At 48.4% G+C, this 12,758-nt stretch carries 14 protein-coding genes; 8 read left to right on the top strand and 6 right to left on the bottom strand.

Features of this window, described 5'->3' with window-relative positions:
• Positions 1 to 71 precede the first annotated feature (71 nt).
• From pssA to ACNI29_RS19540, 8 genes are all read left to right on the top strand, one after another.
• Complete coding sequence (gene pssA / locus ACNI29_RS19575; protein WP_419780048.1) at positions 72 to 839, top strand: CDP-diacylglycerol--serine O-phosphatidyltransferase; 768 nt, start codon at positions 72 to 74, stop codon at positions 837 to 839.
• Positions 840 to 1,012: 173 nt separating this feature from the next.
• Complete coding sequence (locus ACNI29_RS19570) at positions 1,013 to 2,554, top strand: 2-isopropylmalate synthase (protein WP_419780047.1); 1,542 nt, start codon at positions 1,013 to 1,015, stop codon at positions 2,552 to 2,554.
• The gene (gene leuC / locus ACNI29_RS19565; RefSeq protein WP_419780046.1) at positions 2,554 to 3,813 is read left to right on the top strand and encodes a 3-isopropylmalate dehydratase large subunit; all 1,260 of its coding nucleotides are present in this window, start codon (positions 2,554 to 2,556) and stop codon (positions 3,811 to 3,813) included. Before ACNI29_RS19570 ends, leuC begins: the two co-directional genes overlap by 1 nt.
• Before the next feature lie 166 nt (positions 3,814 to 3,979).
• Positions 3,980 to 4,474: a 3-isopropylmalate dehydratase small subunit gene (locus ACNI29_RS19560; RefSeq protein ID WP_419780045.1), complete on the top strand. Its 495-nt coding sequence runs from the start codon at positions 3,980 to 3,982 to the stop codon at positions 4,472 to 4,474.
• Positions 4,475 to 4,675: 201 nt separating this feature from the next.
• Positions 4,676 to 5,743: a 3-isopropylmalate dehydrogenase gene (gene leuB, locus ACNI29_RS19555; RefSeq protein WP_419780044.1), complete on the top strand. Its 1,068-nt coding sequence runs from the start codon at positions 4,676 to 4,678 to the stop codon at positions 5,741 to 5,743.
• A gap of 242 nt (positions 5,744 to 5,985) precedes the next feature.
• On the top strand, positions 5,986 to 6,567 hold the full coding sequence (locus ACNI29_RS19550) for a GNAT family N-acetyltransferase (RefSeq protein WP_419780043.1): 582 nt from the start codon (positions 5,986 to 5,988) through the stop codon (positions 6,565 to 6,567).
• Between the two features lie 147 nt (positions 6,568 to 6,714).
• On the top strand, positions 6,715 to 7,206 hold the full coding sequence (locus ACNI29_RS19545; protein ID WP_419780042.1) for a NifB/NifX family molybdenum-iron cluster-binding protein: 492 nt from the start codon (positions 6,715 to 6,717) through the stop codon (positions 7,204 to 7,206).
• Between the two features lie 28 nt (positions 7,207 to 7,234).
• Entirely contained in the window at positions 7,235 to 7,612 is a 378-nt protein-coding gene (locus tag ACNI29_RS19540) for a CGGC domain-containing protein (RefSeq protein WP_419780041.1), read from the top strand.
• Positions 7,613 to 7,780: 168 nt separating this feature from the next.
• Here the strand turns inward: ACNI29_RS19540 and dapA are convergent, their stop codons facing one another.
• The 6 genes from dapA to prfB form a co-directional block, all read right to left on the bottom strand.
• The gene (dapA, locus tag ACNI29_RS19535) at positions 7,781 to 8,659 is read right to left on the bottom strand and encodes a 4-hydroxy-tetrahydrodipicolinate synthase (RefSeq protein ID WP_419780040.1); all 879 of its coding nucleotides are present in this window, start codon (positions 8,657 to 8,659) and stop codon (positions 7,781 to 7,783) included.
• 25 nt (positions 8,660 to 8,684) lie between these two features.
• Positions 8,685 to 9,569, bottom strand: coding sequence for a UshA-like (seleno)protein family 2 (locus tag ACNI29_RS19530; RefSeq protein WP_420705246.1), 885 nt, complete (start codon positions 9,567 to 9,569; stop codon positions 8,685 to 8,687).
• Positions 9,569 to 9,880 (bottom strand): HU family DNA-binding protein, encoded by a 312-nt coding sequence (locus ACNI29_RS19520; RefSeq protein WP_419782123.1) that lies wholly within the window; start codon positions 9,878 to 9,880, stop codon positions 9,569 to 9,571. Before ACNI29_RS19520 ends, ACNI29_RS19530 begins: the two co-directional genes overlap by 1 nt.
• A gap of 58 nt (positions 9,881 to 9,938) precedes the next feature.
• A complete protein-coding gene (locus ACNI29_RS19515) occupies positions 9,939 to 10,763 on the bottom strand; it encodes a MinD/ParA family protein (RefSeq protein ID WP_419780037.1) in 825 nt (274 codons plus the stop codon).
• Between the two features lie 15 nt (positions 10,764 to 10,778).
• Positions 10,779 to 11,630, bottom strand: a complete 852-nt coding sequence (locus ACNI29_RS19510) for a GGDEF domain-containing protein (RefSeq protein WP_419780036.1) — start codon at positions 11,628 to 11,630, stop codon at positions 10,779 to 10,781.
• A protein-coding gene (gene prfB, locus ACNI29_RS19505; protein WP_419780035.1) for a peptide chain release factor 2 occupies positions 11,620 to 12,739 on the bottom strand; the annotation gives its coding sequence in 2 pieces (ribosomal slippage) (positions 11,620 to 12,663 and positions 12,665 to 12,739; 1,119 coding nt in all). Before prfB ends, ACNI29_RS19510 begins: the two co-directional genes overlap by 11 nt.
• Positions 12,740 to 12,758: the final 19 nt, after the last annotated feature.

The following is a 12,758-nucleotide window of genomic DNA, read 5'->3' as shown; positions in this document are numbered from 1 at the left end:
GGGTAAATTTAAAATTAAAAACTAATACGATTCTACTGGAATTTATTTCCGAATCGGTTTAAGTATTTTTCATGGCAAAGGAAAAAAGAATACCGAAGCACAAGGGCGTATACATTCTGCCCAACCTTCTCACCGTGTCGAGTCTGTTTTGCGGATTCCTCGCGATGAACTGGGTTGTGGAAGGTGCATACGAGATGAGTGCTGTAGCCATTCTGGTGAGCTGTCTCTTTGACGGTCTCGACGGGAAGGTTGCCCGGTTGACCGGAACCAGCAGTGAGTTCGGCGTACAGCTCGACTCTCTCGCTGATGCGGTTGCCTTCGGTGTTACTCCTGCGTTCATGGTATATCATTGGCAGTTGCACCAGTTTGGCCGTTTGGGCATGCTGGCTGCATTCTTGTTGATGGCTTGCGGTGTGCTCAGGCTTGCCCGTTTCAACGTCCAGTCCGGTACTACTTCCAAGGCCCATTTCATAGGTCTGCCCATTCCTGCGGCTGGTTGTACCTTGTCGACTTTGATCCTGTTCACCCCCTACATCCCCGAAAATATCGCACAGAGTGTACTGCCTATGTTCACTCTGGTGCTCGTATATTGCCTCGCATTTCTGATGGTGAGTACTGTTCGCTATAATTCTTTCAAAGAATTTGGTGCATTCAAGGCTCATCCCTTCAGTTCCATGGTTACCGTTATTGCGCTTTTTACCATGGTTGCCTCTCAGCCTAAATTTTTGGGCTTCGTGATTTTTGCCGGATACATTCTTTCCGGTCCTATTTATACTATTTTTATTCTATCCCGCAGAAGCAATAAGCTACTAGGAAAGTCCTCCAAAGAATTGTCATAGGCTTTTTTCAGGGTAGTTCTATAACTACATCCAGAATAAGCTTGTACGGTACCATGATTCTTTAGGGGACGGTAAATTACTCGGTAGTTTAACCTGTTTCACTGTTTTATCCCCCCATTTTGTTATAAACTGCAAATATTCTGTTTTTGCAGCTTTTTTCAGGAGATAGATAAATGTCTGATAAAGTTTATATTTTTGATACTACCTTGCGTGATGGCGAACAGTCCCCCGGTGCAACCATGAACAGGGGTGAGAAAATCGCCATGGCCCGCCAGTTGGAAAAACTGGGCGTAGACATCATCGAGGCCGGTTTCCCTGCAGCAAGTCAGGGTGATTTCGAAGCTGTAACCGAAATTGCTAAATCCGTTGGTGATATTCAGGTTGCCGGACTTTGCCGTGCTTTGAAAGCGGACATCGACCGAGCTTTTGAAGCGGTCAAACATGCTAAGAATCCCAGAATCCATACCTTCGTGGCTACTTCCGATATCCACATGAAACATAAGTTCAACAAGGAACCCGAAGAGATTCTGGAAATGGCCCGCAAGGCTGTGCGCCACGCGGTTTCTCTGACTCCCAACGTTGAATTTTCTGCAGAAGATGCTTCCCGTTCACGCTGGGATTTCCTGGCACAGGTTGTTGAGGTTGCAATTGCTGAAGGCGCGACCACCATCAATATCCCTGATACAGTCGGTTATGCTCAGCCTGATGAGTTCGGCAAGCTGATCGAGTATTTGATCAAAAATGTTCCCAATAGCGACAAAGCCATCTTTAGTGTACATTGCCACAATGACCTCGGCTTGGCTTGTGCTAACACACTGGCTGCAATCAAAGCCGGTGCGCGTCAGGCGGAAGTAACTCTCTCCGGTATAGGCGAGCGTGCGGGTAACGCAGCTTTGGAAGAAGTGATCATGGCCTTACATACACGCAAAGACTACTATGATGTAGAGACTTCCATCCTCACCGAAGAGTTGTTTCCCTCCTGCCGCAGGCTGGCAACTACCATCGGTCAGCCCATATCTCCGTACAAAGCAATTGTCGGAGCTAACGCATTTGCCCATGAGTCCGGCATTCATCAGGACGGCATGCTCAAGAACCGCCAGACCTATGAGATCATGACTCCTGAATCCATTGGTAAGAAGGGCACTTCCATTGTAATAGGTAAACATTCCGGACGAAATGCGTTGGGGTCCAAGCTCAACGAAATGGGGTATGAGTTGGATGATGAGCAGATCGCACGCGTATTTGCTGCGGTTAAAGCCTTGGCTGACAAGAAAGAAGAAATCTTTGATGAAGACGTTGAAGCACTCGTTCTCGAAGAAGCCTACAGAATCCACGATTTATATCGTGTAAAAGATCTCTCCGTATTCTCCGGTACTGCAGGCGTTTCGCCGCACGCCGCAATCGTGTTGGAAGATTACAGTGCAGATAAGGAGAATCCGGTCGAGATTCAGGAAGTAGGTTTCGGCGACGGTCCAATCAACGCAGTGTTCTCTACCATTAATAAAATGGTCAACAGAACACCCAAACTGGAACTTTATTCCGTAAACGCAGTTACCGGCGGAACCGATGCGCAGGGTGCGGTTACGGTTCATATTACCGATAATGGTTTCAAATCAATTGGGCGCGGTTCTGACGAAGACATCATCGTCGCCAGTGCCAAAGCTTATGTCAACGCTATCAACAGGGTTGAACGCATGAAACAGGAGAAGAAATAATGCCTAAAACTTTAGCTGAGAAAATTTTACAGGCTCATACCGAAGAAACAGTGAAAGAGCCGGGCCAGATTGTCCGTTGCAATGTTTCAATGGTTCTGGCCAACGACATCACCGCCCCGCTTGCCATTAAATCTTTCAAGGCCATGGGCGCGGATCAGGTCTTCGACAAGGATAAAGTTGCTCTTGTCTGTGACCACTTTACACCCAACAAGGACATTGACTCCGCAGAGCAGGTCAAGGTTGTCCGCGAATTCGCGCACGAAAAGAACATTACCCACTACTACGAGGGTGGCGAAGTTGGTGTTGAACATGCGCTTCTGCCTGAGTTGGGTCTGGTCGGTCCTTCCGATATCGTAATCGGTGCTGACTCCCACACCTGCACCTACGGCGGGCTCGGCGCATTCGCTACCGGAATGGGCTCCACCGACATTGCGGGCGGTATGGCTCTCGGGGAAACTTGGTTCAAGGTTCCTCCGACTATCAAGGTTGAAATTGAAGGTACTCCCGGTAAGTACATGGGTGCGAAGGACTACATCCTCAACCTGATCGGAACTATCGGCGTTTCCGGTGCACTCTACAAGGCTCTTGAATTCAGCGGTTCCGTTGTTGATGACCTGTCCATCGAAGGCCGCATGACTATCGCTAACATGGCGATTGAAGCCGGTGGTAAAGTCGGTCTGTTCCCTGTTGACGCCAAGACCCTTGAATACTGCAAGGCTGCCGGCCGCACAGGTGATGTTGAAATGCGTGCTGATGAAGGTGCAAACTATGAGCGCGTGGTTAAAATTGACGTGACCGGCATGAAGCCACAGGTCGCTTGTCCGCACCTGCCCGACAACGTCAAGCCTGTTGATGAAGTCAAAGATATGAGAATCCATCAGGCAGTTATCGGGTCCTGTACCAACGGCCGTATTGAAGACCTGCGCGAAGCCGCAGCAGTGCTGAAAGGGCGCAAGGCTGACAAGAATGTACGCCTGATCGTTCTGCCCGCTACTCCGAATATCTGGAAGCAGGCTCTGCGCGAAGGCCTGATTGAAACTTTCATGGAGTCCGGCGCAATCGTAGGTCCCGCAACCTGTGGTCCCTGCCTCGGCGGTCACATGGGTATCCTCGCCGGTGGTGAAAGAGCAATTGCTACCACCAACCGTAACTTCAAAGGCCGCATGGGCAGTCTCGAGAGTGAAGTTTTCCTCTCCAGCCCCGCTGTAGCTGCAGCTTCTGCAATTACCGGTATCATTACTGATCCTGAAGCTTTGTAGAAGAATGCCTTCGGCGACCCTGCCGGGGGTCTTAAACCCTTTTGAAAAAGGGTTTAAGAATCCCAAAACTTTTTGTCAGGGCTTCGCCTAAAAACTTAAAAAGCATACGCAATTTATTAATTTAAGTTTCTAGCGGGGAATTTCTCTCCCCAAGGAGAATTTATATATGTCTATTAAAGGTACTGCACACAGAGTCGGGGCGCACATTGATACTGATGCCATCATCCCGGCCCGTTTTCTGGTTACTACCGATCCTGATGTGCTCGGTGCGAACTGCATGGAAGGTCTTGAAGAAGGCTGGATCAAGCGTGTTAAAAAGAACGATATCATGGTTGCCGATGAAAACTTCGGTTGCGGTTCCTCCCGTGAACACGCACCTATTTCTCTCCTCGGCGCTGGAATTCCGGTCGTTGTAGCTAAAAGTTTTGCCCGTATTTTTTACCGCAACGGTTTCAACATGGGGCTGATTCTCCTCGAAGTCGGTGATGATTTTGAAAAGCTCGGTGACGGCGATGAGCTCGATGTTGATGCTGAAAAAGGTGAAATCAAGAACATTACCACTGGTGAGACCATCACTTGTGCTCCTGTTCCCCCGTTCATGAAAGGTATCCTCGATTGTGGCGGACTGGTAGAATATGTAAAGGACCGCCTCGCTAAATAATTTTATAAATAGATAGATGCTAGACAGTTCTATTCTCTATAGGGAGTAATAGAACCAAGCGGCGAAGCCGTAATAAAAGGTTTTGGGAGAGTCCAGAGAACCCTTTTGCAAAAGGGTTCTTTGGTCCCGCTGAAAGCGCCCGCCGGGAGGCATCTTAAAATATAAGCGCGATAGCGCAGCAAAGAAAATAGGAATTTCAAAATGAAAATATGCGTAATGCCCGGTGACGGAATCGGGCCGGAAATCATGGAGCAGGGCGTTAAGGTCCTGAACGTAATCGGCGAAAAATTCGGTCATAAATTCGAAACCACCGAAGCTTTGATCGGTGGTGCAGCCATTGACGCAACAGGCGGCCCCCTGCCTGACGAGACCGTTAAGGCTTGCAAAGAGTCCGACGCTGTCCTGCTTGGCGCAGTTGGTGGTCCTAAATGGGATACCATTGATCCGGCAATCCGCCCCGAAAGAGGTCTGCTCGGCATCCGTAAAGAACTTTCCCTGTTTGCGAACCTGCGTCCTGCTGCACTCTTCCCGCAGCTGAAAGATGCATGCTTTTTGCGTCCCGATATCGTTGAGAACGGCATCGACATCATGGTTGTACGTGAACTTACCGGTGGTATCTATTTCGGTGAACCTCGCGGAACCAAGGTCGAAAACGGCGAACGCATGGGCTTCAATACAATGGTTTACTACGAGCACGAAGTAAAACGTATTGCCAAAGTTGCTTTCGAAGCTGCACAGAAACGCAAAAAGAAACTTTGTTCCGTTGATAAAGCCAACGTACTGGACGTTTCCCGTGTATGGCGCGAAATCGTCATCGAAGTATCCAAAGATTACCCCGATGTTGAGCTGACTCACATGTATGTGGATAACGCTGCTATGCAGCTTGTGCGCGATCCTTCCCAGTTTGACGTAATCGTGACCGGTAACCTCTTCGGCGATATTCTCTCCGACGAAGCTTCCGTAATCACCGGTTCCATCGGCATGCTGCCTTCCGCATCCCTCGGTGCTTCCAACCCCGGCCTGTACGAGCCTATCCATGGTTCCGCGCCGGATATCGCAGGTGAGAACAAGGCAAACCCGCTGGCAACCATTCTGTCCATCGCTATGATGCTCCGCTACTCCTTCGATATGTCTGCAGAAGCTGATTGCATCGAAGCAGCAGTTGAAAAGACCCTCTCCGAAGGTCTGCGTACTGGTGATATCATGGACGAGGGCGGCAAGCTCGTAGGCTGCACCGAAATGGGTGAAGCCGTAATTAAAAATCTTTAGTCGTCTCCGACGGCCAGAGGAGAGGGAAACCCTTTTGCTTACGCTAAAACGGGTTTCCCTCTCCTCTGGAATCCTCTCCCTTCCCAAAACGCGTTAGCGAGCTTCACACGTATATTCATCGTGTCGACTTCGGATAGAAGAGGATCGACTATCATGGCAGGCTGGTTTATTGAGATCGGGCTGCTTTTTTATTTTTGCAGCTGAAATTTACAGAGTGCTTCCTTCTATTGTATCCTGTTTATATGATTAAATTCAGAACTGAAAGACTTCTCCTGCGTGAATGGCAGGACAGTGATTATCCTACTTTTGCGCGCATAAATGCAGACACCGATGTGATGCGCTATTTTCCTGCCCCTCTTTCTGAAGCTGAAAGCAATGCAAATGCAGATGTGATCAGCACGTTGATTAGAGGGCGGGGTTGGGGGTTTTGGGCGGTTGAGATTCCTGAGATTGCGTCTTTTATCGGTTTTGTTGGGTTGCATATTCCTACGACGAAACTGCCGTTTTCACCTTGCGTCGAAATTGGATGGCGGCTCGATAAGCGGTTTTGGGGGAATGGATACGCCACTGAAGCAGCAAGTTTTGCTTTGAAATATGGTTTCACCGAACTTGATCTTAATGAGATTGTCTCTTTTACTTCCACGCAAAATAACCCGTCACAGGCGGTAATGAAAAAACTCGGTATGATTTTAGACGATGAGCCTTTTGAGCACCCGTCCGTGCCTGTGCCCAACCCGTTACGAGAGCATGTTCTTTATCGAATTTCACAGAAAGATTGGCGTGCAGGATTTGATTGTAAGTGCTCTCTCTTCGGTGGATCATAATTATCCCTCCATATGAAATCAGGCGAATTGTGCGCCGTAACATTTTGTCACAATTTGACTAAGTTGCCGTAACTTATGCTTAGTTTCTGATTGGATTCATTTATGCTTTAGATGAAAATAACAATAATAATCAGAACAGGAGGCATTATGCTTATCGCTGTAAGTGCAAATAATTCTAATGTAGATAGTTCATTTGAGCCTCGTTTCGGCAGGGCTGCGGGTTTTGTTGTTTTTGATAGCGAATCAGGAGAGATTCATTTTGTCGATAATTCCGCCAATGTTCAAGCCGCTGGTGGTGCTGGACCTCAGGCAGCACAATTGCTGGCCCAGAATGGGGTTCAGGTGATCATTTCCGGTACTTTCGGACCCAAGGCTGAACAGGCTTTGCTGGCCGGACATATTGAAATGGTGACAGCTGATTCAGGTACTGTGCGCGGGTTAGTGGAAAATTATGCGGCTGAATCAGGGGTAGGTCAGCCTGTGGCCGATCTCAAACGTTCTCCGCAGAGTCTTAATCAATCCGGCGGTGGTTGTCGTCGCATGGGTGGAACTGGACGCGGTATGGGAATGTCCGGTGGCGGTCGCGGAATGGGCGGCGGAGGCCGTGGCATGGGTGGCGGTGGAATAGGGCGTTTTTAGTCTAGATATGCATGTTGGAGACTGATTTATGACTAAAATTGGAATGATTCGGTGTGAAAAAAATGAAAATAGGTGTCCGCTGACTAGTTGCATTAAATCCCATGACCAGACAGTACAGGGGTTCAGCGGATATGATGAGTGTTCCTTGGCGGGGGTATTTACCTGCCGCTGTCCTGGCGATAATTTTACCGAGATGGTTAAGATTTTAAAGGCTAAGGGGGCTGAATCCGTTCATGTTGTGACCTGTTCTTTTTCTAAAAAAGAGCGGGATGGCTGGAAAATAGGTAATGGTTTTTGTGATAAGATTGATGAATTGGCAAGGAATGCGGCTTCGGAAGCAGGCATACCAGTAACCAAAGGAACTGCCCATCTTCCGAAAGACTACACACCGGAAGTGTTTAAATAAGTTTCTGCAACGATATCACGTAGCATAATATCGGTTTTCATCCTTTTTGTAAGAATAATTTGTTCCGCCGAGGCCTTTCTTCTAATTAAGATTACCGCGTAAAGTGTCATAAAAAAATCCCCGCATGGATAACCGTGCGGGGACTTTATATTGTATTGCTAAAGCAGGCTAGATAAGGCCGCTTTCTTTAAGCTGTGCTTCCAGCTTGGCTGTGCTTTCATCCATCAGCGGAACCAGAGGCAGTCTGAAGGAAGTCTCGAATTTACCCATCATGCCCAGTGCAGTTTTCACCGGGATAGGGTTGGTTTCGACAAACATCACGCGGTTAACAGGCTGCATCTTGAAGTGCAGTTCCTGTGCTTTTTTCATATCGCCTGCGTGATAAGCTGCACACATGTCGGACATGGTCTTGGGCATGATGTTGGCAACTACGGAGATAACCCCGTGGCCGCCAAGGGCGAGCAGGGGCAGTACGGTAAAGTCATCACCGGAAAGAACGGAGAATCCTTCTGGGCACTGCTCGATAACGTCGGAAACCTGACCGAGATTAGCGGTCGCTTCTTTAACGCCAACTACATCGGAAACTTCATTGGCTATCGTGGCAATGGTTTCCGGCATGCAGTTCAGTCCGGTACGTCCGGGGACATTGTACAGGATGAAGGGCATAGAAGCTTCATCCGAAAGGGCTTTAAAGTGCGCCAGCAAGCCCGCGGGTGTCGGTTTATTGTAGTAAGGTGTAATCTGGAGGGTGGCGTCCGCGCCTGCCTGTTTAGCAAGCTTGGTAAGGTTTACGGCTTCCTTAGTATTGTTGGAACCCGCGCCAGCGATGACCGGGACACGTCCCTTGGCCTGCTCGACACAGATTCTAATAACCTCACCTTGTTCTTCATGGGTAAGTGTAGCCGCTTCGCCGGTTGTACCACAGGGTACAAGGCCGTCGATTCCCTGTTCAATCTGCCACTCGATCAGTTCGCGGTATGCGTCCTGATCAATCTCTCCGTTTTTGAACGGAGTGACCAGAGCAGTGAATGCTCCTTGGAATGTCATTGTTTAAGCCTCCAAATTTAAATTACTAATCGTCCGAAATACCACTGAGCAGCTTCGCAATTGCAGGTTCCTCGCGGAGTTTTTCCGTCAGGGTCTGCAGGAACCATTTAACGTTCTCCCCGGAAGACCATTTAAAGTCCTCATCTCTTGTGGGCCAATGCAAAATGTCGATCCTGTTAACTGCTTTTCCGGTTGGGTAGCTGCGCACCCACAAAGTCTTACCGTTAGCGTTAAGACTACCGGACATTCCCGGTCCGTCACCGCTACCCAGAAGGATATCCGGGGCGGCCTCGCCAATCTCCGGGTTGGCGAGAAATTTCTTCTCCCTGAAGTATCCCCATGAACTCATGGCGATTACGAGATCCGCTTTTTCTTTGTTCTCCCTGATCAGTTTGGCGCATTTCTGAATGAGATCAGGAGGAATTTCGTCGGAACCTCGTTCAAGGTGAGGAAAAACTATGATGGAAACCTTTTTGCCATTGGCAAGAGGTTTGACCATAACTTGTGCTTTTGTGTTGCTAATCCAGTTTTGAGGAATTCCAGAGATGGAATTTTCCATAAATCTGAATTCTGCAGGACTAAGAATCCCTAAATCATAATTTATAATTTGGAAAGCTTCAGTCAGCGCATTTCGTTTTTTATCGGAAACTTTTTCGCCTGATGTCGGCAAAAACTCATAAGCACCACCAATTACAAGTACGTCGTGCTTCTGTGCTGTCCGCAAATCCTGAAGATAGCCGGCCCGCCGGGCCAGTCCGCCAAGGGTTTTGCTTCCTCAGGTGGGGCAGGGGTTTACAGTCCCGAATGTGTTGGCTGTGTCGGCAATAGACAATAGTACATCCTTGCCAGCGTGGGATATTGAAGTTCCCATGCTGGCAAGGATCAAAAAGGCAAATATGAGAAGTCGCATTAACCGTTCAGATATTCTTTCAGCTCTTTACCGGGACGGAAAAAAGGCAGTTTTTTCGGAGTCACGTCGACAACGTCACCAGTCTTGGGGTTGCGTCCGGTATATCCTTTGTATTCCTTCATCTTAAAGCTTCCGAATCCACGGATTTCTACTCTGTCGCCGCGAACGAGAGCCTCTTTGATAGCATCGACAAATGCATCAACTATTTCGGCAGATTCATCTACATGGAGGCCTTTTTCTTCCGCAAGATTCTTAATCAGTTCGCTTTTGTTCATGTCCTCTCCCAAATCGTGTTGAGTGTGACAAGGCAGTGTTTTTTGCCATTACTAGTACAACTATGCCGAAAAGTTAGCCTTTTCGCAAGCATAATTAGTCGGCCAGTGTCGGAAATTTTTTCATGACAGGTCTTTCGCTCAGTCTACCCATATTTTCCATTCTGATCTTCTGAATTTTGACCGCAATATTAAGGATGTCACGGCTGGCATCAGATTTAGGAGCAAACTTAATAAAAGGAATCTGCCGTCTTACAGCTTCTGTTACAGTGGGATCATAGCGCACATATCCCATATTTTTCAACTTAATATTAAGGAATTTTTCGCATGCCATGTTGAGGCGTTCAAAAGTGGCTCGCCCTTCTTTTGCGTCAGTAGCTTGGTTTACTACCACATGGAAATCACTGATATTATGCTGAGTGTGGAGCACTTTTATCAGGGCGTAGCTGTCGGTCAGCGAGGTAGGCTCCGGGGTTACCACAACGATTCTCATCTGGGTCATGGATGCAAAGGACATTACTGTTCCGTTGATTCCGGCCCCGAGGTCGAGCACCAGGTACTGGTAACTGCCGACGAGTTTTGTGATTTTGCTGAACAGCAGATCTTGCATATCTTCGTCCATCTCTACAAGCTCTGGCACGCCAGAAGCAGCAGGTAGGATATCGAATTTTTTGCCTTCTTCAATGGGAATGACGATGTCAGCAGGTTTCGCTCCGCTGGTCAGCAGGTCCTGCATGTTCGTTTCCGGGGAAATACCGAGCAGTACGTCAAGGTTGGCCAGCCCGAGGTCGCAGTCCATGAGCAGCAGGCTGTTCCCCCCTGCATTCAGGGCATAGGAAAGATTCAGGGAAAGGTTGGTTTTTCCGACTCCACCCTTACCACTCATGATAGCAAGACTTAGTGTTTTATTGGCGTTGATCATGACTTATCTATTCCTTTAGTTTCCCGTAAATAAAAATTTCTTCTCATTGGCATGAACAAGGCTTTCCTTGGTCACTGATTCAAAATCAAGGATGTCCGCTGTATGGACTTGGTCCTTGCCGGATTTTTTAGCCTCATAGAGGGATTTGTCCGCTTTGCTGATCAGTTCATGCATTTCAATATCCACCATGCCCTTGTAACAGGATATTCCCGCTGAGCAGGTGACTGAAAATTTGTCATCAGATCCCGGAATACTAAAGTCCAGATCTCGGACCTTAGCCAGCAATCTTTCGATTAATTGCTGCGATTTGACCAGCCCAACCCCGGAAAGAATGATAGCAAATTCTTCACCGCCGATACGGGCTACTAGATCGTAGCGTCTTGAATTGCGGGCCAGTAAATCTGCAAAATCGATCAGGACTTCGTCTCCTTTGAGATGCCCCCATGAATCATTGATCCTTTTGAAGTTATCAAGATCCAGAATGGCAAGACTGACCGGAGTTTTGTTTCTGCGTGATCTTTCAATTTCCTGATCAAGAGTCCGTTCAAAGACTCTGCGGTTGGAGAGTCCGGTAAGCGGGTCATGATCGGTTTTGTAGGAAAGCTCCTGCAATACCGATTGCACATGGTTCAAGTGCGGGGCCATGTTACGGTCAAGAGGCATAGTCAGCCAGTCGTTCAGGCCGTGTCTTTCCGCAAGGATTTCCCATGCTTCAAGAGTCATGCCCGGACAGAGCCTCATTACGGCAAGTCCTTCCGGGCACTCATGGGTATGGCAGACATTTTTCTCGTTGCAGAACTTGTCCCGCACGGAAAGAAGTTCCTCCATAAGGTTCGCTTCATTCTCAGCAATGTACTCAGCGTTCATTTTCTCCGCCGTATGCGTCAAGCATGTATTTTCTGATCAGCCCGTCAAGTTCTCCGTCCAGAACAGCTTCGACGTTTCCGTCCTCGGCTCCGCAGCGGTGGTCCTTGACCAGTCTGTATGGTTGCAGAGTGTATGTCCTGATCTGACTGCCGAAACCAATGGAATCCTTGGTGGCGTAGTCAGCTCGTTTGCTTTCTTCCTGCCTCTTGAGTTCCTGTTCATAAAGACGGGACTTGAGGACTTTCATGGCGGTTTCCTTGTTTTTCAGCTGCGATTTTTCATTCTGGCACTGAACAACAATATTTGTGGGTAGGTGGGTGATGCGTACAGCAGAGTTGGTCTTGTTGACATGCTGTCCGCCGGGACCGCTGGCCCGGAATACATCAACCCGGATATCTTCGTCCTTTACTTCGATTTCGATGTCTTGTGAAATCTCGGGATATACATCTACCGAGGCAAAAGAGGTATGCCTTCTGCCAGAGGCGTCGAAAGGAGAAATACGAATCAAACGATGGATTCCGGCTTCGCCCTTGAGGAATCCGTAGGCGTAAAGTCCTTCAATGCGGAGAGTAACGCTCTTGATTCCGGCTTCGTCGTCAGGCTGGTAGTCAAGGTAGCTGGTTTTCCAGTTACGTTTGTCGGTCCAGCGCAGGTACATGCGCAGCAGCATTTCCGCCCAGTCCTGAGATTCGATTCCGCCTGCACCGGGGTGGATTTCGAGAATTGCTGTGCTCTTGTCTTCGGGAGCGGCGAGCAGTGCCGCAAGCTCAGTCTGTTCGACCATTTGGGCCAGTTTTTCCACGTTTTCAGCAAGTGCTTCCAAAACTTCCTGATCCTGTTCTTCCGAGGCCATCATGAGCCATTCTTCCACATCTTCCCTGCTGGAAGAAAGGGCGTCGTATGAAGCTACTTTTTCTTCAAGCATGGATTTCTCGCGCAGGACCGGGGTTAGTGCGTCCGGTTTATCCCATGCACCGGGTTTGCTCAGGTCGTGTTCTATTTCTTCAAGCCTTTCCTTGCTCTGTGCGTGGTCAAAGACGCCCCCAGAGGGATTCATATTTTTCAATACTTGTTAAGGCCTTGGATCTGAGGTCTGAAAATTGAAGCATGTTTTGGTGTTGTTCCTTT

Source organism: Maridesulfovibrio spiralis (SeqCode), from assembly GCF_048571135.1.
Classification (GTDB): Bacteria; Desulfobacterota; Desulfovibrionia; order Desulfovibrionales; family Desulfovibrionaceae; genus Maridesulfovibrio; species Maridesulfovibrio spiralis.
The sequence above is the reverse complement of the archived record's forward strand: the minus strand, read 5'-3'. Positions and strand labels throughout refer to the sequence as shown.